The sequence below is a fragment of the Sorangium sp. So ce426 genome (genome assembly GCF_051475585.1).
GTDB lineage: Bacteria > Myxococcota_A > Polyangia > Polyangiales > Polyangiaceae > Sorangium > Sorangium cellulosum_B.
In genome coordinates, this window is the sequence record NZ_CP150341.1 from 3,395,399 (window position 1) to 3,419,215 (window position 23,817).

General features: G+C 72.2%; 14 protein-coding genes. 9 read left to right on the forward strand and 5 right to left on the reverse strand.

Annotated features, from left to right (window positions below; translation table 11 throughout):
• Positions 1-28: 28 nt before the first annotated feature.
• From sbnB to WMF44_RS12970, 3 genes are all read right to left on the reverse strand, one after another.
• On the reverse strand, positions 29-1,036 hold the full coding sequence (gene sbnB / locus WMF44_RS12960; RefSeq protein WP_437299436.1) for a 2,3-diaminopropionate biosynthesis protein SbnB: 1,008 nt from the start codon (positions 1,034-1,036) through the stop codon (positions 29-31).
• Between the two features lie 185 nt (positions 1,037-1,221).
• Positions 1,222-2,178, reverse strand: a complete 957-nt coding sequence (gene sbnA / locus WMF44_RS12965) for a 2,3-diaminopropionate biosynthesis protein SbnA (RefSeq protein ID WP_437299437.1) — start codon at positions 2,176-2,178, stop codon at positions 1,222-1,224.
• Positions 2,179-2,348: 170 nt separating this feature from the next.
• Positions 2,349-3,323, reverse strand: a complete 975-nt coding sequence (locus WMF44_RS12970; protein ID WP_437299438.1) for a Gfo/Idh/MocA family protein — start codon at positions 3,321-3,323, stop codon at positions 2,349-2,351.
• 544 nt (positions 3,324-3,867) lie between these two features.
• Between WMF44_RS12970 and treY the strand changes: the two genes are divergently transcribed.
• From treY to WMF44_RS13015, 9 genes are all read left to right on the forward strand, one after another.
• The gene (treY, locus tag WMF44_RS12975; RefSeq protein WP_437299439.1) at positions 3,868-7,056 is read left to right on the forward strand and encodes a malto-oligosyltrehalose synthase; all 3,189 of its coding nucleotides are present in this window, start codon (positions 3,868-3,870) and stop codon (positions 7,054-7,056) included.
• 1 nt (position 7,057) lies between these two features.
• Complete coding sequence (treZ, locus tag WMF44_RS12980; RefSeq protein WP_437299440.1) at positions 7,058-8,902, forward strand: malto-oligosyltrehalose trehalohydrolase; 1,845 nt, start codon at positions 7,058-7,060, stop codon at positions 8,900-8,902.
• A complete protein-coding gene (tsaA, locus tag WMF44_RS12985; protein WP_437299441.1) occupies positions 8,896-9,705 on the forward strand; it encodes a tRNA (N6-threonylcarbamoyladenosine(37)-N6)-methyltransferase TrmO in 810 nt (269 codons plus the stop codon). The genes treZ and tsaA overlap by 7 nt, the downstream gene beginning before the upstream one ends.
• Before the next feature lie 253 nt (positions 9,706-9,958).
• Complete coding sequence (locus WMF44_RS12990) at positions 9,959-12,340, forward strand: PAS domain S-box protein (protein ID WP_437299442.1); 2,382 nt, start codon at positions 9,959-9,961, stop codon at positions 12,338-12,340.
• Positions 12,341-12,500: 160 nt separating this feature from the next.
• Positions 12,501-15,983 carry an HAD-IC family P-type ATPase gene (locus WMF44_RS12995; RefSeq protein WP_437299443.1) on the forward strand — a complete coding sequence of 1,161 codons (3,483 nt, stop codon included), beginning with the start codon at positions 12,501-12,503 and terminating at the stop codon, positions 15,981-15,983.
• Positions 15,980-16,264, forward strand: a complete 285-nt coding sequence (locus WMF44_RS13000) for a hypothetical protein (RefSeq protein ID WP_437299444.1) — start codon at positions 15,980-15,982, stop codon at positions 16,262-16,264. Before WMF44_RS12995 ends, WMF44_RS13000 begins: the two co-directional genes overlap by 4 nt.
• Positions 16,261-16,875 carry an HMA2 domain-containing protein gene (locus tag WMF44_RS13005; protein ID WP_437299445.1) on the forward strand — a complete coding sequence of 205 codons (615 nt, stop codon included), beginning with the start codon at positions 16,261-16,263 and terminating at the stop codon, positions 16,873-16,875. The genes WMF44_RS13000 and WMF44_RS13005 overlap by 4 nt, the downstream gene beginning before the upstream one ends.
• Before the next feature lie 741 nt (positions 16,876-17,616).
• On the forward strand, positions 17,617-17,793 hold the full coding sequence (locus tag WMF44_RS13010; protein ID WP_437299446.1) for a hypothetical protein: 177 nt from the start codon (positions 17,617-17,619) through the stop codon (positions 17,791-17,793).
• Positions 17,790-18,989 carry a collagen-like protein gene (locus WMF44_RS13015; RefSeq protein ID WP_437299447.1) on the forward strand — a complete coding sequence of 400 codons (1,200 nt, stop codon included), beginning with the start codon at positions 17,790-17,792 and terminating at the stop codon, positions 18,987-18,989. Before WMF44_RS13010 ends, WMF44_RS13015 begins: the two co-directional genes overlap by 4 nt.
• Positions 18,990-19,138: 149 nt before the next feature.
• Here WMF44_RS13015 and carB read toward each other — a convergent pair whose 3' ends face one another.
• Complete coding sequence (carB, locus tag WMF44_RS13020; protein WP_437299448.1) at positions 19,139-22,411, reverse strand: carbamoyl-phosphate synthase (glutamine-hydrolyzing) large subunit; 3,273 nt, start codon at positions 22,409-22,411, stop codon at positions 19,139-19,141.
• Between the two features lie 3 nt (positions 22,412-22,414).
• Positions 22,415-23,581, reverse strand: coding sequence for a glutamine-hydrolyzing carbamoyl-phosphate synthase small subunit (gene carA, locus WMF44_RS13025; RefSeq protein ID WP_437299449.1), 1,167 nt, complete (start codon positions 23,579-23,581; stop codon positions 22,415-22,417).
• Positions 23,582-23,817: the final 236 nt, after the last annotated feature.

Consider the following 23,817-nt stretch of genomic DNA (forward strand, 5'->3'; position numbering starts at 1 on the left):
GCCACGCGAGGCGCGCGGTTCATTTGCCTCAGCGCGCCATCTCGAAGAAAAAGTCGTCGACCACGACGCGCTGGCCTCGCGCGCTCGCGACGTCGTAGACCCATCGGCCGACCGCGAGGTCGAGCACCCCGAGCCCGAAGGGCGAGAAGATCGCCGGCTTGTCGCGGCCGATCCGGCGCTCGCCGCGCATGAGCTGGGCGAGGGTCCCTGTCACGAAGCTCCGGCCGCCGCTCAGCCTCTCCGCGAGGTGCGGCGACGTGCTCGCCTTCATCACGTGCTCGACGTCATCCACGATGTTGTAGGACCCGAGCAGGATCTCCGGCGCGAGATCGCGGAGAGAGATGTTGAGCACCAGCGGGTTGTGCGCGAACAGCGCCGGATCCAGGATGTAGGGCTCGCCCGCGACGGTGGCGAGGACGACGAGATCGCTGCCCGTGATCGCGGCCTCGGCGCTTGAGACGCAGTCGATCGCGCCGTGGCGACCCGGCTTGCACACCTGGGTCGCGAACCGCTGCGACTCCGCCTGATTCAGATCGTGCAGCAGCACCGACCCGATCTCCCAGCCGAGCGCGAGGAGGAAGTCGTAGATGTACCTCGCGATGAGGCCGTTGCCGATGATGCTCAGCCTGTTCACCGCGCGCTTGCCGCCGTTCATCCACTCGGCCGCCAGCGCCGCCGAGCCGGCCGTGCGGGCGGCGGAGATGATCGAGCTCTCGAGGCAGGCGAAGGGGTAGCCCGTCTCGTAGCTGTTCAGGAGCAGCGCCGCCGAGGCCCGCGGGATCCCCCGGCGAATGTTGTCGGGGTAGCTCGCGATCCACTTGATGCCCGAGACGCCGACGTCTCCCCCGAGGAACGCGGGCAGCGCGATGATGCGGTTCTTCGGCTGCTCCGGGAACCGCAGGAAATAGCTGTCCGGGTTCACTGTCTGCCCGTCCTCGTGCATCAGGTAGGCGCTCTTGACGCGCTCCACGCAGGCCGGGATGTCGGCGTGGATGATCTCGTGGATCACCTTGCCCGTAATGATCGAGAAATCCATTCTGATGCGATCTCCGTTGTCTCACGCTGGCCCCGAGCCTGGCGTCGCTCCTCCGAGGCAGCGCGATCGCCGGTCAGAGACATGGGTTGAAAGCTGGTGGTCGGCCGCCCGGGCTCCGCTCTGCCTCGCTCGTCACGAGGCGCGAAAGGAGAGCCCCTCTGACCGGATCCTCCGGGGCGTGTCCTCTACGCGCCGAGCCTGGACGTCCAGGCGTCATTGAAGATGGTGTCAGCGTACGAGATGCCGCGGTCGGCGCAGACGAACAGCACCGAGGGGCGGCTCGTGGAGCGCATCCTCGGGAGGAGCTTCTTCACCGCGGCGTAGCACGAGCCGGATGAGCCCCCGACGAGCAGCCCGTGCCGCGTGAGGAGCTCGCGGCAGGCGCGCACGGTCTCGACCTCCGAGACGAGGACGACGTCGTCGATCTTCGCCTCGTCGACAAGCTTGGATCGGACGCTGGCGCCGATGCCGGCGATGTGCCGCGGCCCTGGAGCGCCCCCGAAGATGACCGAGCCTTGCGCGTCGACGGCGATGATGCGTGCGTTCGGGAACGCCTCCTTCACCCGCCGGGAGATGCCGGCGATCGTCGCTCCTGTGCTCACGCCCACGAAGACGTAGTGAAGCTCGGAGAAGGCCGAGCAGATCTCCTCGCCCGTGAAGCGGTAGTGGGCCCCGACAGCGTCCATGTTGCCGTACTGGTTGGTCCAGTACGAATCGTGGATGCTCTCCCGCAGCTCCCGGAGCTTCTGGAGCCGCGCCTTCAAGTAGCCGCCCATGTCGTCCGGCTCGGTCACCTTGACGACGCTCGGGCAGAGCCTTCGCAACAGGGACTCGTAGGCCTCCGTGGTGTTCGGATCGATCACCGGGATGAACTCGAGGCCGAGCTGGCGCGCGTAGAACGCGAGCGCGACGGCGAAGTTCCCCGAGGAGGACTCGATGAGGACGGTCTTGTCGTGGATCTCACCCCGCTTGATCGCCTGGTGCAGGATCCAGAGCGCGGGGCGATCCTTCAAGCTCCCTACCGGGTTGTGCCCCTCGATCTTGGCGAAGAGCTTGACCCCATCACACTCGAGGGGGAGCACGGTCGTTTCTCGAAGGGTCCCCAGGAGCGAGGTGACCTTCGTAAAGAGTTTTTCAGCCATGGGAGTCCACTCTCGTGAGCTAACGTGAAGTCCATTCCACGGGGCGACCTGAGCGAGCTCCGTTCCGCTGGCTGAACGGGCGGCGAATGACTGTATTTGAAGGTGACTGACGGAGACTGACGATGACCGCTGGAAACTGATCGCGACGGACGACGAACGACGGCTTCGAATTACAGGCCCGTCGCCCCACCAGCGAGGAGGCGCTCGATACAGCGCTGGACCGAGAGCGCCTCACGCAAGCTGGCGAGGGTGTGCGAGCCGCCCTGCATCATCGCCGCGAGATGGTCGAGCAGCGCCGTCCGGTTGCGCGCGAGGGCCTGCTCCGGCGTCGCGGGGCAGAGATCGACCCAGCCCGCGCCGTCCTGGATCTCGGCGCTATACCAGTGGTGGGTGCGGCCCGCTCCACGCTCGCCGATCAGGGTGAAGGCGTTGAAGTCGTCCTCTTCTCCACCCACGCAGGCGCTCACCTCGAGGGGAATGGCCCCCGCGGTCAGCCGGGCATGAATCGCTGTCTCCGACCCGATGCCGTCCGCCGGGAAATCGACGCGCGAGCGCTCGACGCGCAGCGCCCCGAGCAGGCGCTGCGCCAGGAACACGAAATGCGACAGCACCTCGCGGACGAAACCGCCCTCCTGCCGGCCGGCGAGCCAGCCGCCGGCGGGCTGCCACGGTCGAGGCCACGCGCGAAACGAGGCGTCGATGCGCGCCTGCCGCACCTCGCCGAGGCGCCCGGCGCGCAGCGCGTCCCAGAGCGCCTGCACCGGCGGCGAGACGGCGAAGCCGAAGTTGACGGCGGCGCGCACGCCGGCCCGCTCGAGCCGATCCACGGTCGCCGCCGCCGCTTCGACGTCCACCGCGAGCGGCTTCTCGCACAGGATCGCCTTGCCCGCCCCCGCGGCGAGGCGCAGGTGATCGAGGTGGGTCGCCGGCGGCGAGGCGATGTAGATAAGTTCAACCGGAGCAGCGACCACCTCGTCGGCGGTCCTCCGCCGGCAAGCCCGGTCGAACGCCTCGATGCGCTGGGTCGCCTCGGCGGATGGGTCCCACGCAGCGACGACCTGGAAATCGGGGCGCTGCGCGAGGAGGCGAGCGATCCGCTCGCCGATCGTGCCGAAGCCGATGATTCCAACGCCAATCTTGCGCATAACCAGCCGTCCATGCTGAATTTGACGGACGCCGGTGGGATATACTACGGAGCCACCTCACAAAGCAAGCGTGACCCACGCGTCTTCGATCCTCGCCTCCCGTCATGCCCCGTCATGCCGCTCGATGAATGTCATGCGAACGTCATGCGGGGTGCGCCGCGCATTCGCGTCGTCCGGTTCGGGTGGAATGATGCGCACACGCTCTCTGGTCATGCTGGGGCGCGTGTTCGCAGATGCCTTTGAGCAGCAAGCGCGCTCCTCGCAGGAGAGCTCCTGTCGAGTCGAACGTGCGAAGCACGCTCGACGACGGCTGAGCTCGGCGTGCCTCCGATAGCGGCTGAGCTCGTCACCGCTCCTCCGCAGCTGCGCGTGACCCCGGCGTGATCCATGGCGCCAGCCTCATCGCTGCTGCGTTCTCCGTAGGCGCATCAGGCCGTTCCTTCGTGCCGCACGCCGAAACGACAGGAGCCGCGCGAGCTGCGCAGATCCGCGGGTGCTCATCGCTTCGTTCGCAGTAGATTCTGCCGCCGGAGGCAACCGAGGGATGACCGGAACGTCGGACGAACAGCAGACGAGCGGCCATGTGGAGGGCGCTGGCCTGCAGGCGACGGCAGCGCGGCTCGCCGACGCGGCGTGCGAGGGCGTGGCGCCTCGGCTGCCGCGCGCCACCTACCGCGTGCAGCTCAACAAGGACTTTACCTTCGAGCAGGCGCGCCAGGTCGTCGCCTACCTCGACGCCCTCGGCGTCAGCGATCTCTACTCGTCGCCGTTCTTCAAGGCGCGGCCGGAGAGCATGCACGGCTACGATCTCGTCGACCACAACGCGCTCAACCCGGCGATCGGCGAGCGCGCCGACCTCGACCGGCTCACCGGCGAGCTCGCGGCGCACGGCATGGGCCTCCTGCTCGACTTCGTCCCCAACCACATGGGCGTCGGCACCTCCGACAACGCCTGGTGGAACGACGTCCTCCAGAACGGCCCGAGCTCGCTCTACGCGCCGTTCTTCGACATCGACTGGGCGCCGCTCAAGACGGAGCTCAAGCACAAGGTGCTGCTCCCCGTGCTCGGCGACCACTTCGGGCGCGTGCTCGAGCGCGGCGAGCTCAAGATCGAGTTCGACAGCGGCGCGTTCGTCCTGCGGTACTTCGATCACGTCTTCCCGGTGAACCCGCGGACGTACGGCATGATCATCGGGCCGCTCGTGCCCGGGCTCGTCGCCGCGCTCGGCGAGGAGCACGACGCGCTCCTCGAGCTGCAGAGCATCCTGACCGGGCTCCGCAACATGCCGCCGCGGACCGAGACGCAGCGGGCCAAGGTGATCGAGCGGCGCCGGGAGAAGGAGATCCTCAGGCGGCGGCTCGCGTCGCTCGTCGCGGACTCGCCCGACGTCGCGGCGGCGGTGGCCGAGGGCGTCCTGCGCATCAACGGCAAGCCGGGCGATCCGCTGAGCTTCGACCCGATCGAGGCGCTGCTCGAGGAGCAGGCCTACCGCCTCAGCTTCTGGCGCACCGCCGCCGAGGAGATCAACTACCGCCGGTTCTTCGACATCAACGACCTCGCCGCGATCCGGATGGAGCACCGGCCGGTGTTCGCCGAGGCGCACCGCCTCGTCTTCGAGCTCTGCGAGCGGGGCCAGGTCACGGGGCTGCGCATCGACCACCCCGACGGCCTCTGGGACCCGATCGGCTACTTCGAGCAGCTCCAGCAGGGCTACCTGATCGAGCGCTGCCGGCGCCGCTTCCTCGCCGAGGCCTCGGACGAGCCCGAGCCGAAGAGCTTCCTCGACCCGCGCCGCCGCCCCGAAGCGCGCTTCGCCCGGCTGGAGCCGGCCCTCCGCGCGGCCCTCTCGGAGCGCGGCGCGGGCGGCTCGCCGAGCACGCCGCTCTACGTCGTCGTCGAGAAGATCCTCGCGCGCGGCGAGACGCTGCCCGAGGCCTGGCCCGTCCACGGGACGAGCGGCTACGACTTCACCGCGCTCGTGGGCGAGCTCTTCGTCGACGCCTCGAGCGAGGGGCCGATGACCGCGATCTACGAGCGGTTCATCGGCGAGCACATGCCGTTCGAGGCGCTCGTCTACGAGAAGAAGAAGGTGATCCTCCGGACGGCCCTGGCGAGCGAGCTCAACGTGCTCACCCACGCCCTGAACCGCCTCACCGAGCGCGACCGCCGCTTCCGCGACTTCACCCTGGGCTCGCTGAACGAGGCGCTGCGCGAGGTCATCGCGTGCTTCCCGGTCTACCGCACCTACATCAACGATCGGACGCCGGCGATCTCCGATCACGACCGCGTCGCCATCGGCCGCGCCGTCGCGCTCGCGCGCCGGCAGAACCCGACGATGGAGGCCTCCATCTTCACGTTCGTGCGCTCGGTCCTCATGCTCGACGGCACGGATCTCTTCCCCGAGGAGGACCGGCACCTCTTCTGCGACTTCGTGATGAAGTTCCAGCAGCTCACCGGGCCGGTGATGGCCAAGGGGCTCGAGGACACGTCGTTCTACATCTACAACCGGCTCGTGTCGCTGAACGAGGTCGGGGGCGAGCCCGAGCGCTACGGATCGAGCGTCCTCGCGTTCCACCGCGGCAACGTGCAGCGGCACAGGGCGTGGCCGTACTCGATGCTCGCGACGTCGACGCACGACACGAAGCGGAGCGAGGACGTGCGGGCGCGCATCAGCGTGCTCTCGGAGCTGCCGTCGGCCTGGGAGGAGGCGCTCCACCGCGCCGCCGCCGCCGCCGCGCCGCTCAAGGCCGAGATCGAGGGCCGCCTCGCGCCGGACAGCAACGAGGAGTACCTCTTCTACCAGACCCTGCTCGGCAGCCTGCCGATCGAGCCGCTGCTCGGCGCCGCCAGCGGCCCGCGCGCGCCCGAGGGCGACGCGCTCTCGGCGTACGCCGACCGCCTCGCGGACTACATGCGCAAGGCCACGAAGGAGGCGAAGGTCAACACGTCCTGGATCGACGCGCAGCCCGAGTACGACGCCGCCGTCGAGGCGTTCGTCCGCAAGGCGCTCTCGTCCGCGGAGGTCGTGGGCGCGCTCCTGCCGCTCGCGCGCGTGGTCGCGTACCACGGCATGTGGGGCTCGCTCTCGCAGACGCTCCTGAAGCTCACCTCGCCGGGCGTGCCCGACATCTACCAGGGCAACGAGGTGTGGGACTTCAGCCTCGTCGATCCGGACAACCGCCGCTCGGTCGATTACGCCGTGCGCGAGCGGGCGCTCGCGGAGATCCGCGCGCGCTCGCGGCCCCGCGGCGGGGGCCGCGCGCTCGCGCGCGAGCTCTGCGCCGAGGCGCGCGACGGCCGCGTCAAGCTGTTCGTCACGCACGTCGCGCTCGAGCTGCGCCGGCGCCACCCCGCGCTCTTCGGGGCCGACGGGGACTACGTGCCGCGCGCCGCGATCGGCGAGCGCGAGGCCCACGTCGTCTCCTTCGCGCGCCGCGCGCCGGACGGGCGCTCGATCGTCGTCGTCGCGCCCCGGTTCAGCGCGCGGCTGCTCGGCGGCGCCTGCTCCCCGCCGATCGGCGCGGCGTGGGCCGGCACCTCGGTCGACGTGGAGCCCGGCCTCTACACGGATCTCTTCACCGGCGCCGAGCTCGAGGCGTCGCTGCCCGCCGCTCCGCCGCGCGGCTCGGGCGCGCCGCCCGAGCCGGGCGACGGCGCGTCGCTCCCGCTCGACCGCGTGCTCTCCGATTTCCCCGTCGCCCTGCTCCTGCGGGCGGCGCAGCGAGGCCAGTGACATGAAGGCGAAGCGCACGATGGGCGCGTGGCTCGAGGGCGGCGCGGTCCGCTTCCGCGTCTGGGCGCCCGACCACGATCGGATCGAGATCGTCACCTACGGGGCCGACGGCCAGGAGGTCACGGGCGCGCTGCCTGCGGCCCCGACCGGCGGCGGCTACTTCGAGGCGACGGCGCCGGGCCTCGGGGCCGGCGCGCTCTACAAGGTGCGGATCGACGGCGAGGGGCCGTTCCCGGACCCGTACTCCCGCGCGCAGCCGCTCGGGGTCCACGGCCCGTCGGCGGTCTTTGACCCCTCGTTCGCGTGGACCGACGCGGGGTGGCGGGGCGTCGCGCTCGAGGATCTCGTCCTCTACGAGGTCCACGTCGGCGCGGCGACCCCGGAGGGCACGTTCGACGCGCTCATCGGGCGGCTCGCCGATCTCCGGGAGCTCGGCATCACGGCGATCGAGCTCATGCCGGTCGCGAGCTTCCCGGGCGAGCGCGGGTGGGGGTACGACGGGGTCGACCTCTTCGCGCCGCTCGCGGCCTACGGCGGCCCGGCGGGCCTGCGCCGCCTCGTCGACGCGGCCCACGCCGCGGGGATCGGCGTGATCCTCGACTGCGTCTACAACCACTTCGGCCCCGACGGGAACTACCTCCGCGCGTACGCGATGCGCTACTTCACCGATCGGCACAAGACGCCCTGGGGCGACGCGGTGAACTACGACGGCGAGGGCGCCGAGCAGGTCCGCGCGCTCGTCCTCGAGAACGTCGAGATGTGGATCCGCGACTTCCACATCGACGGCCTCCGCCTCGACGCGACCCACGCGATCGTCGACGACTCCGATCCCCACATCCTCCGGGAGATCGGCGAGCGCGCGCGGGCGGCCGGCGAGGGGCGGCGCGTCCTCGTGATCGCCGAGGACAGCCAGAACGACGCGCGCCTCGTGACGCCCGTCGAGCAGGGCGGGTACGGCCTCGACGCGGTGTGGTCCGACGACTTCCACCACGAGCTGCGCGTCCTGTTCGCCGGGGATCGCGACGGCTACTTCGAGGATCACACGGGCACCGCGGAGGACATCGCGGCGACGATCCGAAAAGGGTGGCTCTACGAGGGGCAGATCTCCAAGCACGCGGGCAAGCCGCGGGGCACGCCCGCGGATCCGGTGCCGCCGCCGCGCTTCGTCCACTGCATCCAGAACCACGATCAGATCGGCAACCGCGCCGCCGGCGATCGGCTCGGGGACAAGGTGAGCCCGGCGGCCTTCCGGACGATGTCGGCGCTGCTCCTGCTCACGCCGTACACGCCGCTGCTGTTCATGGGCCAGGAGTGGAACGCGCGGACGCCGTTCCAGTACTTCACCGATCACGAGGCCGAGCTCGGCCGGCTGGTGACCGAGGGACGCCGGCGCGAGTTCCAGTACTTCGCGGCGTTCGCGGGCGCGGAGGTGCCCGATCCGCAGGATCCGCGGACGTTCCAGCGCTCGAAGCTCGACCACGCCGAGCGGCAGCGGCCCGAGCACGCCGGCGTGCTCGCGTGGTACCGCGAGCTCCTCCGCCTCCGCGCCTCGCACCCCGCGCTGCAGAGCCGCGCGCGCGGCGCCTTCTCGGCCGACGCGCTCTCGCCGGACGCGATCTGCATCGAGCGCCGCGGCGGCGGGGCCGCCGTGATCGCGCTCTGCGCGCTCCGGGGCGCGCTCTCGCTCGACCTCGGCCGCCCGGAGGCGCGGGCGCTCGCGTTCAGCGAGGAGCCGAGGTTCGGCGGCGCGGCGCGGCGGCCCCCGATCGAGCGCGGCTGGGTGGAGCTCGAGGGGCCGTCGGTCCTGATCGTCGAGGTGCCCGACGCCTCCGGGGCGCGATGCTGAAGCCCGTCACGTTCACGCCCATCGGCGTCATGCGCACGCCGTTCTCCGACAAGGTGAGCGCGCCGCGGCAGCCCCATGCCGCGGGCAGCGCGGAGGGGACCATCGAGCTCGTGCCGGGCCTCGGGCTGGAGCACGCGCTCTCGGACATCGAGGGGTGGGACTACCTCTGGGTGGTCTTCTGGTTCCACCTCAACGAGGGGTGGCGCCCGAAGGTGCTGCCCCCGCGGAGCGCCGGCAAGCGGCGCGGCGTGCTGTCGACGCGCTCGCCGCACCGCCCGAACCCCATCGGCCTCAGCGCGGTGAGGCTCCTCGGGGTGGACGGGCTCACCCTGCGCGTCGGCGGCGTGGACATGATCGACGGCACGCCGGTGCTCGATCTCAAGCCCTACGTGCCGTACGCGGACGCCCACCCGCACGCGCGCACCGGCTGGCTCACGCCGCTCGCGGAGGAGCCGGGCGGGGCGGCGCCGGTCGACCCCGAGCCCGGCTTCGAGGTCGCGTGGTGCGCGCGCGCCGCCGAGCAGGCCGCGTGGATCGAGGAGGCGCACGGCTTCGCGCTGCGGGAGCGCGTCGACCGGGTGCTCGCGCTCGGCCCGCAGCCGCACCCCTACCGCCGGATCCGCGCCGACGGGGACGCGATGCGCCTCGCCGTGACGTCGTGGCGGGTGCGGTTCAGGGCCGAGGGGCGGCGGATCGACGTGCTGTCGGTGGCGACGGGCTACCGCGAGAGGGAGCTCGTCGGCGGCGAGGGCCCCGATCTCGAGGCGCACCGGCGGTTCGTGGAGCGGTTCGGCCGCGGCTAGCGGCGCGGCCAGCGATCGACGCTCGACCAGCGCGCCGCCTGCTCGCGCTCGCCAGGCACGCGCAGATCGCCTGGTATTCCTGGGATCTCGCGTGACGATTCACGCTCGCGCCGCTTGCAGCATGCGCTCGAGGCGGACAAATGCTGGGTGTGTTCATCGGGGACATCTGGCCTGGGTTTCGAGCCGGCGCGCTCGACGGAGATGCCTGCTGACGGTGCGGTCGGAGCGTTGCTGCGGGTTGGCTGATCAGGCGGTGCGCCCCCGCCTCTGCGCCCCCTCGCCCGTCCCGCACGCGGCCCCGCCCGAAGACGGCCGCGGCGGCAGGGGGCAGGCCGCGGGGGAGCTGCAGCTGAAGGCGGCCCTGCTGGATGGGCTCGGCGAGGCGGCCCTCGCGTGGGAGCTCGGCGGCGCGAGCGCCATCGTGTATTTCGGCGCCGGGGCCGAGCAGCTCTACGGCTTCCCGGCGCGCGACGCCCTCGGGCGGTCGAGCCACGAGCTCCTGCGCGCTGTCCTGCCGGCGCCGCTCGCGCAGATCGAGGCGGCGCTCACGCGCGACGGCCTCTGGGACGGCGAGATCCGGCGCACGACCCGCGACGGCCGGGAGATCCTCGTCGAGAGCCGCCTGCGGCTCGTGGAAGGGGCGGAGCGCCGGCGGCTCGTCGTGGAGACCGGGCGCGAGAGCACCGCCCAGCGGCGCGCCGAGGAAGCGCTGCGCGACAGCGAGGCGCGCTTCCGCAAGGTGGCCGATCTCGCGCCCGTCATGAGCTGGATGACGGGCGCCGACGGCGGCTGCACGTACGTGAGCCGGGGCTGGCTGGACTTCTCGGGCCAGACCGAGTCGGCGGCTCTGGGCATCGGCTGGCTCGACGCGGTGCACCCGGAGGACCGGTCGGTGGCCATCGAGGCGTTCGTGCGGGCCAGCGAGCGGCGCGACGCCTACAGGGTGGATTTCCGCGTGCGCCGCCGCGACGGCGTGTACCGCTGGTGCATCGACTCGGCCGCTCCGCGGCTCGGCCCGGGCGGCGAGTTCCTCGGCTATGTCGGCTCGATCATCGACATCACCGAGCGCAAGGAGGCCGAGCTCCAGCTGGGGGAGCGGGAGGAGGGGCTGCGCCGCGCCATCATGGCGACCTCGTTCCCCATCATGATCTACGCCGAGGACGGGCACGTCGTCTGCGTCAACAGCGCGTGGACGGACATCAGCGGCTATACCCGCGAGCAGATCCCCACGGTCACGGCGTGGCTCGACAGGGCGTTCGGGGCGAGGAGCGCTGCCATCCACGCCCGTGTGGCGTCCCTGTTCGACATGGATGAGGCCTCGGGCGAGAACGAGCTCACCCTCACCACGGCGAGCGGCGCCGAGCGCACGTGGGTCTTCAGCTCCGCTCGGCTGGGGAGGGACGCGGCAGGCCGGCGGCTCCTGGTCACCATCGCCTACGACATCACCGAGCGGAAGCGGGCCGGCGTCGCCTGGGAGGCGACGCTGAGGGAAGCGGACCAGCGCAAAGATGCTTTCCTGGCGATGCTGGCGCACGAGCTGCGCAATCCGCTCGGGCCCGTCCGCAATGCGGTGGAGATCCTGCGGAGCACCGGGATCGAGGAGCCGTCGCTCCTGCGGGCGTGCGGCGTGATCGAGCGGCAGGTCGCGCACATGGCCCGGCTGGTGGACGACCTCCTCGACGTGTCCCGCGTGGCGCGCGGGAGGATCCAGCTGAGGGCGGAGCGCTGCGACCTGCCCCGGCTGCTCCGGCAGACCGCGGAGGACTACCGCAGCACGCTGGAGGCGAGCGGCCTGGAGCTCCGGCTGGATCTGCCGATCGAGCCGCTCTGGGTCTCCGGCGATCCCACGCGCCTGTCGCAGGCGGTCAGCAACGTGCTCCACAACGCCAACAAGTTCACCGACGCCGGCGGTCGGGTGACGGTCGCGCTGTCGGCGACGCCGGACGGCTCCGCCGTGATCCGCGTCCGCGATACAGGCGTCGGCGTGGAGCCGGCGACGCTGGCGCGCATGTTCGAGCCGTTCAGCCAGGCCGAGCGCAGCCTGGACCGCAACCGGGGTGGGCTCGGGCTGGGGCTGGCGCTCGTAAAGGGTCTTGTCGAGCTCCACGGCGGCGCGGCGTCGGCCGAGAGCGCGGGCGTCGGCCGCGGGACGGAGATCGTCCTCCGCCTGCCGCTCGCGCGCGGGCCCGAGGCGTCCACGGAGCGCGCCGGGCCGCCGCCGGGCCCCGACTCGAGGTCGGCGGGCGTCGTGAGGTCGCTGCGCGTCCTGATCATCGAGGACAACGAGGACGCCGCCGAGATGCTGCAGGCGCTCCTCGCGATGAACGGCCACCAGGTCGAGGTGGCCCTGTCGGGCGCCGCGGGGGTCGAAGCGGCCCGCTCGTTCCGGCCGGAGGTCATCCTGTGCGACATCGGCCTCCCCGGCGGGATGGATGGCTGCGGCGTGGCGCGGACCTTGAAAGCCCTGGAGGAGAGCGCGGACGTCGCCCCTTCGCTGATGATCGCGCTGACGGGTTATGGCCAGGAGCGGGACCAGCGCCGGGTCCGCGAGGCCGGGTTCGATATGCACTTCGTCAAGCCGATCGATCCGGGCTCGTTGCAGAGCCTCCTGGCCTCCGTGGCGACGCGGGCGTGACAGCGACGAGGGCGCTGGTGTGACAGCGACGAGGGCGCTGGTGTGACAGCGACGAGGGCGCTGGCGCGCCGCTGCGCCGGCCCGGCGGCTCGATGTGGCTCGCTCGCACACAGGCGCTGGCTCGACCTTTGAAAAGGCCTCCGCCTCAGCGCGGAGGATCATGGAGCGTCGGGGCAAGGGCTGGATCGATCTTCGTGGCGGGCGCAGGGCCGGCGGCGGCGCGCGGCGGCGCGCTCGCGCAGATCGCACGCCTGCGCGCGATCTGCACGGGCCCGCCGGGATCGCGCGGGTGCGCGCGGAGGTGGCCGGCCTCTTCGGAGACGCTGCGCGCGCCGCGCGCATCGAGCGCGACCTCGCGGCGATCCCCGGCGTCGTGTCCGCGCGGGCGAGCGCGCGCACCGGGCGGGTGCTCGTGCGCGTGGGGGAGGACGCGGCTGACGAGGCCGCGCTCGTGCTCGGCGCCCACGCCGTGCCCGGCGCCCCGCCGCCGCCGTCCGCGCGCCGCGCCGTGCGGGCGATGGCCGAGGGCGTGGGCGCGCTCGTGCGCGCGGCGCGCCGCTGCGCGCGCCCCCGCGAGGGCGCGGCGGGCGAGGGCGAGCGCCGCGCGTGGCATGCGCGGGCCTGGGGGAACCAGGTCGCGCCGGCCGGGCAGGGTGAGGGCGCGCCGGCCGGGCAGGGTGAGGGCGCGCCGGCCGGGCAGGGTGAGGTCGCGCCGGCCGGGCAGGGTGAGGGCGCGCCGGCCGGGCAGGGCGGAGGCGAGCGCGCCCGCCGCGTCGACGTGACGGTCTGCGCCCACGCGGAGGACGCGGGCGAGGTCGCCCGCGCGCTCGGCGTCGATCCGCGCGAGGGGCTCCCCGCCGCCGAGGCGCGCCGCCGCCTCCGCGCGGTCGGCCCGAACGAGCTCGCCGGCGTCGCGACCCGCTCGTCGATCGAGATCCTCGCCGGGCAGATCTTCACGGTGCCCACGGCGATGCTCCTCGGCGCGGCGGGCCTGTCGCTCGCGCTCGGCGACATGATCGACGCAGGCGCCGTCCTCCTCGTCGTCGGCGCGAACGCCGCGATCGGCACGTACACGGAGTCGCGCGCCGAGGAGCTCCTGCACGCGTGGGGCGACCTCCGCGTCGGGTGGGCGCGCGTCGTGCGCGACGGGCGCGAGCAGCGGCTCGCCGCGTCGGAGATCGTGCCGGGCGACGTGCTCGCGCTGCGCGCCGGCGAGCCGGTCGCGGCGGACGCGCGCGTCGTCGACGCGCACGGCCTCGCCGCCGACGAGAGCACGCTGACCGGCGAGAGCGAGCCCGCCGAGAAGTGCCCAGCGAGGGTCGACGGCGGCGCGCCGCTCGCCGAGCGCCGCGGCATGGTGTACGCGGGCACCACGATCGCCTCGGGCGAGGGCGCGGCGGTGGTCGTCGCGACGGGCCGATGGACCGCGCTCGGGGACATCCAGCGCGCGCTCTCCCGCGAGTCCGAGCGCACCCCGCCGCTCGAGCAGGAGCTCGCCTGGATCGGCCGGCGCCTCGCGACCTTCGCGCTCGCGAGCTCGTCGGCGGTGATGGTCGTCGGCCTCGCGCGCCGGAGGCCGCTCCGCGCGCTCGTGCGGAGCGCCGTCGCGCTCGGCGTCGCCGCCATCCCCGAGGGGTTCCCCACCGTGGGCACCACGGCGCTCGCGCTCGCGAGCCGCCGCCTGCGCGGCTCCGGCATCGTGATCCGCCGCCTCGCCGCTGCCGAGACGCTCGGCGCGGTGAGCGTCGTCTGCGCCGACAAGACCGGCACGCTCACCGAGAACCGGATGCAGGTGGCCGAGATCTTCCTCCCCGGCGAGGGCGCGCTGCGGGTGGAGCGCGCCGCGCGCCGGGGCGGCGGCGCGGGGCCTGGGCGCGCGATCGCGCTGATCGGCGAGGACGGGCGCGAGGTCGACGCCGCCGCCCCGCGCGTGCACGCGCTCGCGCGCATCGCCGCCCTCAACGCCGACGTCGAGCTGAGCGAGGCGGGCAAGGTCGTCCAGGGCAGCGGCACCGAGCGCGCCCTCGTGGAGTTCGCGCTCGCCGCCGGCTACCCCGTGTCGGCGCGGCGCCTCGCGGCGCGGCGCGTGAGCGAGGCGCGCCGCTCGGCCGAGCGCGCGTTCATGGTGACGGTCCACGACCACCCGGAGCTCGGGCACATCGAGCTCGTGAAGGGCGCCCCCGAGCAGGTCGTCGCGCGCTGCGACGCGCCGCCTCGGCGCGAGGGGGCCGGCGACGAGCGCGGCGAGGCGCTCCGGCACAACGACGCGATGGCCTCGCGGGGGCTGCGCGTGCTCGCGCTCGCGTGGCGGCAGAACGGCCGGCCGGACAACGACGCTCCGCTCGAGTTCGCCGGCCTCGTCGGCCTCCGCGACCCGCCGCGCCCCGGCGTGCGGGAGGCGCTCGAGGCCCTCTCCGGCGCCGGCATCCGCGCCCTGATGCTCACGGGCGACCAGGAGCGGACCGCGCGCGCGATCGGCGTCGAGCTCGGCATCCCGCCGGACGCCGTGCACAGCCGGGTCACCCCGGAGGCCAAGCTCGACATCGTGCGGGCGCTCCAGCAGGGCGGCGCGATCGTGGCGATGACGGGCGACGGCGTGAACGACGGGCCCGCGCTCAAGGCGGCCGACGTCGGCGTGGCCATGGGCAAGCGCGGCACGGACATCGCGCGGGCCGTGGCCGACGTGGTCCTCGCCGAGGACGATCTGCCGAGCCTCACCGAGGCGGTCAGCGAGGGGCGGCGGCTGCACGACAACGTCCGCCGGGCGATCGCCTACTTCGTCGCGACGAACGCGAGCGAGGTCCTCACGATGCTGGTCGGCGCCCTCTGCGGGGCCTCGCCGCTCACGCCGCTGCAGCTGCTCTGGATCAACCTGCTCACCGACGTGGCGCCGGCGCTCGCGCTCGCGCTCGAGCCGGCCGAGGCCGGCGTCATGCGGCGCCCCCCGCGCGACCCTGCGGCGCGGCTGCTCGGCGCGGCCGATCTCCGCGCGCTGGGCGTGGACGCGGCCGCGATGTCCGGCGCGTCGCTGTCGGCGTACGCGCTCGGCGGCCGGGCCACCGCGGGGACGAGGGCGTTCACGGCGCTGGTGACCGCGCAGCTGCTCCACATCCTGGCCTGCCGCGCCGGCGCCGGGGAGGGCGCCGCGGCGGCCGCGCTCCGCCGGGACAGCCCGCACGTGGCCCGCGCGCTCGCGGCCACGTCCGCGCTCCAGGCGCTCGCGCTCGGCTCCAGGTCCCTGGGCCGCCTGCTGGGGGCGCAGCGCCTCCGCGCCGGGGAGCTCGCGCTCGCCGTGGCCGTGGGCGCGCTGCCCGCGCTGCTCCGCGGTCCTCTGGGGCGCTCCGCGAGCGCTGGCCGCGAGATCGTGATCGTCAACGGCAGGCGCGCGGAATCGGAATCGGAATTGGAGTCGAAATCGGAATCGGAATTGGAGTCGAAATCGGAGTCGGACTCGGAATCGGAGTCGGGCTCGGCGTCAGGAGCGGAATCGGACGCGTCAGCAGAAGCGGAAGCAGCAGGCGCGAGAGCGGAAGCGGAAACGGACCAGGGCGCAGGCGAGGATGCGGGGGCGGCCGCGAGACGCAAGCAAGGCGTGCGCGCCGCGCGCGTCGCGGGGCTGCGCAAGGGAGACATGGCATCATGAAGTTCCATCCACCGTCGTTCGCCCTGGGGGTCGGCACGGCCGTCCTCCTGATGGGCAAGAAGCAGCACCTCCGCCCGGTGGTCGTCGAGATCGCGGCGCTCGGGCTCCACCTGGGCAGGCTGGGCCTCGGCTTGCTCGAGCGCCAGCGGGAGCACGTCGAGGATCTCTTCGCCGAGATCGCCGAGCGGGTGCGCCAGAAGGCCGCGGGCGGGGCGCGCGGCGAGCGGGCTGCGCGCAAGAGCAACGGCGCCTCGGAGCTCCACGGCGAGCCGTCGTCATGACGTCGCTGGCGGTCCTCGTCGTCCACGCCCTGGAGCGGCGCGTCCGCCTGCGCGCGCCGGCGCTGGCCGGCCATCGTCGGGTGTGCGAGCGGATCGCGGAGCAGCTCGCGGCCGATCCCGCCTGCGAGGTTGTCTCGATCCGCCCGCTGACGGGCTCGGTGATCGTCGAGCGCTCCGAGGGCGGGCTCGATCCGGAGCGGCTCCGCGCCCGGCTCGCCGGGCTGGTCGACGGGGCGCGCGAGGACGACGGCCACCCGCTCGGGGCGCCGCGGCCCGAGGGGCACCCTGGTCCGACGCGCGTCGCCCGCGCGGTCGCGCACGCCTTTGCCGGGATCAACGCCGATGTGCGCGAGGCGATGGATTACCGCGCGGATCTGGGCACCATCTTGCCGGTCGTCTTCGCGGCGGCGGGGCTCGCCGAGGTCGGGGCCACGCGCAGGCTGCCTGTGCCGGCCTGGTTCAACCTGCTCTGGTGGTCGCTCCGGTGGTTCATGACGTTCAACCCCGGGGCGATCTCGGAGGAGCTGAACAGCGGCGGCGGGGCGCAGGGCCAGCCGGGCGTCGCGGGCGAGGGGCCTGGCGAAGCCGCCCCGGCCTGCGACGATCTCTAGAGCGAGCGACGGTCACCCGCTTCGGATACGGGCCCACCTCGGCGTTTTCGGTGCTCAGCGCACCGGCGTGCGCTTCCGCGCCGAAAACGCCGATCTGGGCCCGTCTCCTGTGCGGGTGATCGCCGCTCTGCACGTGGCGGGGGTGGGCGGAAACCGGTGTGGAAAGGCGTGTTCCCTCTGCGGACGCCCCGCCGGTCGGGGGGCACCGGGCGCGGCTGAAGGTGGGCCCGGCGGCGCGGCGCGTTGAGGCAGCGATCGGCGGAGCTGCTACCGCGCGGGCGCGCGGAGGGCAGGAGAGCGTGGGGCGAGGGCATTCCGCCGGCGGGGACAGGATTCTCGGCGTTCACCTCGCCTCGGACATCTCCTTGCGATCGCGGCGTGCGCGCGCCGGCGCGCTTTCGAGCCCGTGGCGCCGCCTGTCGACCCCGACGTAAAGCGGCGATGTCGCACAATGGCTCGGGATTAGATTGAACCTTGGTGGCCGGGCGCGTACCTTCCTGGTCCGGATCGTAAGCCCCGGAAGCAGAGGGGAACACGTTGATGGCGCGACTGCAATTCCCGGTGTGGCTAGGCCTGACTGTTGCATCGCTCGCCGTGTCTCCGGGCTGTAGCTGTGGCAGTCCCGACGTGTCCGTGGCTGGGGCCGGGTCGGGGGGTGAGGGGCTCGGGGGGGCCGGCGGGGCTGGTGCAGGCGATCCTGTGGCTTCGGCGGGCGGGGGTGGCGCAGGTGGGCGTCCCGAGGTGGGGGATCGGGGCATCGCCGCGGGCGAGATGGTCAGCGCGGGGAAGGTCGTGAGGAGTCCGAGCTATCGCATGGTCTTCACGCTCGGTCAGCCGACGCAGAATCAGGGAAAGACGACCTCACCGAGCTACCGCGTGCAGGGCGGTCTGGTCGGGGCGAACGGGAGCGTGCCATGAACGGGATGGGACGGCGTGTCCTCGCGATGGGTGTTCTTCTCGCCGCCTCCGTCGGCTTCGTGCGCGGCGCGGCCGCCGCCGTGCCGATGCAGATCTCGCATCAGGGGCGGCTCTTCACGGCCAACGGCGAGCCGGTCAATGACGTCCTCTCGGTGACGTTCGCCATCTACGCCGCCGAGGACGACGACGAGCCGCTCTGGAGCGAGGTGATCGCGCTCTCGTTCGACGAAGGCTTTTTCTCCACGGTGCTCGACTTCACCGAGGAGCAATCCGCGAAGGTCTTTGACGGCTCGGTTCGCTACATCGGAATCACGGTCGGGGACGATCAGGAGATGCAGCCTCGCGCTTCGATCGGGAGCATCCCGTATGCGATGGTCGCGAACAACGCTGTTGGTGAGATCACGCCGAAGCTGGTGAAGATCGGCGGCAGGGTCGTCATCGACGAGAGCGGCAACTGGGTGGGCAACTCGAGCGGAATCGCGGGGCCGATGGGACCGACGGGTCCGACAGGGCCCCAGGGGCCGGAGGGACCGACAGGGCCTGAGGGGCCGACGGGGCCGGAGGGACCGACAGGGCCTGAGGGGCCGACGGGGCCGGAGGGACCGACAGGGCCCGAGGGGCCAATGGGGCCCCAGGGACCGATGGGACTCGAGGGGCCGACGGGACCCGAGGGGCCGACGGGACCCGAGGGACCGACGGGACCCGAGGGACCGACGGGACCCGAGGGACCGACGGGACCGGAGGGACCGAGAGGGCCTCAGGGGCCGACGGGTGTGGTCGCGACAATCGCGATTGCGGGCAACGTTGCTCCCCTTTTTGATGGTGGCAGCGCCGCGTATGTCTTCGTCGGCCCCACGGGGTTGGTGACCATTACCGGCAGCCAGCGCGTGACCGGATCGGCCTCTGCGCCGCTCGGGCTGCAGCCGTCCCGCGCTCCGTTCGTCGCCCCGCTCGGCCTCTGTTACCAGCGGCGCGGCACCAGCGAGCTCGTCAACTTCTTCGGCGGCGCCTTCGCGAGCCACTACTTCACGCCGACCCGCACGACCTACTCGGTCTCTGCCACGACGGTGCTGCCAGAGGGCGAATGGAATGTCGGCATGTGCGTCCGCAATGAGGGGACCAGCTCGATCCAGGGATCGACCACGTCGACCGGCAACGGCATGGTGAACGGCTGGTTCATCGTCACGAACGACTGAGGGCGAGCCCGCCGTCTGGGTTCGTGAGCCCGCCCCCGCTCCCATGAAGCCGGCAGGTCCCGTGCGGGGGCATCCGCCGCGGGGCCGGGCGGCTCGGCACAACCTCCCGAGCCACCCGGAGCCACTCCTCGCCGCGTCGGCGCCTCAGATCACCGGAGCGCCACCGGGCTCCGCGCGAGGTACTCGTCGTAGGACAGGGTCCGCAGATCCTCGATCCTCTTCGCGCGCATCGCCCCGATGACCGCCCGCGCGAGCTGGAGGTCCGTGAGGAGCGGGATGTTCGCGTCGACCGCGCGCCGCCGGATCAGGTAGCCGTCCGGACGGCCGAGCTGATCGTACTCGCGGGGGATGTTGATCACGAGATCCACCTTCCCCTGCTCGATGGCGCTCATCGCCGTCTCCCCCTCGTCGGGCTGCTTCGCGAGGCTCGTGCACGCGAGCCCGAGCGCCCGGAGCGCCTCGGCCGTGCCCGGGGTCGCGAAGATGGGGAGCTTCAGGTGCTCGGCGATGACGCGGGCCTCGTCGGCGAACCAGTACTTGTCCTCGAGCGGCCCGAGCGACAGCAGCACGCCCTTCTTGGGGAACCTGAAGCCGGTCGCGAGCAGCGAGTGCAGGAGCGCCTCGTGCATGTCGTCGCCGAAGCAGCCGACCTCGCCGGTGCTCGCCATCTCGACGCCGAGCATCGGATCGGCCCCCACGAGGCGCGAGAACGAGAACATCGGCGCCTTCACCCCGACGTAATCGAGGTCGAGCCCGCGGTTCTCGACCGGCTGCGCCACGCCGAGCATCCTGCGCATCGCCTCCCGGACGAAGTTGTTCCCCGTGACCTTCGACACGAAGGGGAAGCTCCGTGACGCGCGCAGGTTGCACTCGATCACCTTGACCGTGTTGTGCTTGGCCAAGAACTGCATGTTGAACGGGCCGGTGATCGAGAGCGACCGCGCCACCTGCTGGGCGATCTGCTTGATCCTGCGGATCGTCGCGATGTAGAGCGACTGCGGGGGCAGGACGAGCGTCGCGTCGCCGCTGTGGACACCGGCGTTCTCGACGTGCTCGCTGATCGCCCAGAGGATGATCTCCCCGCGATCGGCCACCGCGTCGATCTCCACCTCGCGGGCGTGGGTCTCGAACTTGGACACGACGACGGGGTAAACGGGGGAGACGGCCTTGGCCCGGGCGAGGATGCGATCGAGCTCGTTGGGCTCGTGCGCCACGCTCATGGCCGCGCCGCTCAGCACGTAGCTCGGGCGCACGAGGACGGGGAAGCCGCCGAGCTTGTTCACGATCTCGCCCGCCTGGCCCGCGTCGACGACGTGCGCCCAGCGCGGCTGGTCGATCTCCAGCCGGTCGAGCAGATCGCTGAACTTCTTCCGGTCCTCGGCGGTGTCGATGCTCCCCGGGCTCGTGCCGAGGATGCGCGCCCCCGCCTCGTGCAGCCGGAGCGCCAGGTTGTTCGGGACCTGCCCGCCCATGCTGACCACGATGCCGTAGGGCTGCTCCCGCTCGTAGATGTCGAGCACCGTCTCGAAGCTGATCTCGTCGAAGACCAGCTTGTCGCACGTGTCGTAGTCGGTGCTGACCGTCTCCGGGTTGTAGTTCAGCATCATGGTCTCGTAGCCGAGCTCCGAGGCCGCGCGGATCGCGTTGACGCAGCACCAGTCGAACTCGACGCTCGATCCGATGCGGTAAGCGCCGGAGCCGAGCACCATGATCTTCTTCCGCCAGGACGGCGCGACGTCCGTGGCCGACGCGTGGTAGCTCGAATAGAGGTAGTTCGTCTCGGCGGGGAACTCGGCCGCGAGCGTGTCGATCTGCGCGAGGTGCGGCACGATGCCGTGCCGCTTCCTGGCCTCCCGGATCGAGCCCCGCGGCGCGCCGGTCAGCGTGCCGATCATCCGGTCGCTGAAGCCGAGCTGCTTCGCCTCCCGGAGGGTCGCCTCCTCGAACGCCGGCTCCTGCGCGGCCGCGGCCTTGTCGGCCTGCGCGGGGACGGCGACCTTGAGCGTCTTCAGATCCCGGTGCATCCGGACGATCGGCTCGATCTGGTTCAAGAACCACCGGTCGATCTTGGTGAGGTTGTGGATCTCGTCGACCGACATCCCCTCCTGGAGCGCGCGGGCCACGGCGAAGATCCGGAGCGGCGTCGCGTTCTGCAGCTCGTCGCGGAGGTCCTTGAAGGTGAACGCGTCGGGGTCGAGCCCCTTCACCCCGATGTCGAGCATGCGGAGCGCCTTCTGGATGACCTCGGGGAACGTCCTGCCGATGGCCATGACCTCGCCGACGCTCTTCATCTCGCTGCCGATCCGCATCGACGCGCCGCGGAACTTGCCGAGATCCCAGCGCGGGACCTTGCAGACGAGATAGTCGAGCGCCGGCTCGAAGAACGCCGTCGTCCTGCGGGTGATCGCGTTGGCGATCTCCGGCATGGTGTAGCCGACGGCGATCTTCGCGGCGACGTAGGCGAGCGGGTAGCCCGTCGCCTTGCTGGCGAGGGCGCTCGACCGGGAGAGGCGCGCGTTCACCTCGATGACCCGGTAATCGGCGCTGTGCGGGTCGAGCGCGTACTGGATGTTGCACTCGCCCACGATGCCGAGGTGGCGGATCGTCTTCAGCGCGACCGAGCGGAGGAGCTGGTACTCCTCGTCGTTCAGCGTCTGCGACGGGGCGACGACGATCGACTCCCCGGTATGGATCCCCATCGGGTCGAGGTTCTCCATGTTGCAGACGGTGATGCAGTTGTCGCGCCCGTCGCGGACGACCTCGTACTCGATCTCCTTCCAGCCGCGGAGGCACTCCTCGACGAGCACCTGGGGCACGCCGCCGGCGAAGCCGCGGCGCACGGCGTCCTCGAGGTCGCGCTCGCTCTCGACGATGCCGCTGCCCTTGCCGCCGAGCGCGTAGCCGCCCCGGAGCATCACGGGGAACCCGATCTCGCGCGCCGCCGCCATGGCCTCGGCCGCCGAGCGGCAGGCGCGGCTGCGGGCGGTCTTCACGCCGATCTCGTCGAGGCGCTCGATGAAGAGCCGCCGGTCCTCGGTGTCGCGGATCGCCTTGATCGGGGTGCCGAGCACCCGCACGCCGTACTTGTCGAGGATGCCCGAGTCGTGGAGCTCGAGCCCGCAGTTGAGCGCCGTCTGCCCGCCGAAGGAGAGGGCGATCGCGTCGACCTCCTCCTTCACGATGATCCGCTCGACGAACTCCGGGGTGACCGCGCAGAGGTGGATGCGGTCGGCGAGCCCCTCGCTCGTCTGGATGGTGGCGATGTTCGGGTTCACGAGGACGGTGGCGATCCCCTCTTCCTTGAGGGCCTTGATCGCCTGCGACCCCGAGTAGTCGAACTCGCCGGCCTGGCCGATCTGGAGCGCGCCGGAGCCGAGCACGAGGACGCGCCTGGGTTTCTTGGGGAGATACGCGCCGTACATGGCTCAGCTCCTTCCTGCGGTGGGGGTGGCGCGGGGATCCGCGGCAGCGGCCCCCGCGGTCTTGAGTCGCGAATCGGAGGACCCCTTCATCGCGCCGCAGAGGCGGAGGAAGTCGTCGAACAGGTAGCCCGCGTCCTCGGGCCCGGGCGTCGCCTCGGGGTGGAACTGGACGCTGAAGAAGGGGCGGAGCCGCGAGCGGATGCCCTCGTTGGTGCCGTCGTTGATGTTGACGAACCAGGGCTCCCACTCGGCGGGCAGCGACTCGTGCTTCACCGCGTACCCGTGGTTCTGGCTCGTGACGTAACAGCGGCGGCTCAGGAGGTCCTGCACCGGCTGGTTCACGCCGCGGTGGCCGTACGGCAGCTTGAAGGTGTCGCCGCCGGCGGCCAGCGCGAGGATCTGGTTGCCGAGGCAGATGCCGAAGATCGGCTTCGTGTACGTCCCGAGCAGGCCGCGCACCGCGGCGACCAGCGGGCCGAGGTCCTTGGGGTCGCCGGGGCCGTTGCCGATGAGGATGCCGTCGGCGCTCTCGGCGAGCTCGGCGATGGGCGCGTGGTAGGGGGCGCGGATGACGGTGACCCCGCGCCGCAGGAGCGAGCGGACGATGTTGTCCTTCGCGCCCGCGTCGATGAGGAGCACCTTCAGGGGGCCGCCCTCGTACGTGACGGGCTCGCGGGGCGAGACGAGGCGGAACACCTCCTCGCGCATGTCCACGGCCTCGGCCGAGCGCTTCACCCGCTCCAGGTCCATCTCGGCCGGGAACAGCCAGCCCTTCATCGTCCCGACCTCCCGGAGCCGCCGCGTCAGCGTCCGCGTGTCGATCCCCGTGATCGCCGGGATGCCCTCGCTGGCGAGCCAGGCGCCGAGCGAGCGGACCGCGGCGTGGTGGCTGTAGCGCTCCACGTAGCTCTGGACCACGAGCCCCTGCAGCTGGATGCGGTCGGCCTCGTAGGGCCCGTCGACGCTGCCCGCTTTGCGCGGCGCGGGCACGCCGTAGCTGCCCACGAGCGGGTACGTGATCGTCAGGATCTGGCCTCTGTACGAGGGATCCGTGAGCGTCTCGACGTACCCCGTCATGCCGGTGTTGAAGACGACCTCGCCGCTCACCGCGCGCGGGGCGCCGAAGCACCGGCCCGTCATGGTCGTCCCGTCTTCGAGTACGAGCTTCATCCGATTCGCATCCATCCTCTTTGACCGCCTGGGCCGCCGCGGCGCGGACCCTTACGCAGGAGGGGCCGTGAGCGCATGCAGCGCCGTGGGCCCATGGGGTACCAGGTCCGCGCGCACGCAGCGCGGCGGGCCGGCATCATGCTCGAGGCAAGGCGTCCGAGCACCCCCGGTCGTCGGAACCGGTTGCTCCGGCGCTCCGTCGAGGTGGGGCAGGGCGCCCGGCGTCCCGTTCTTCC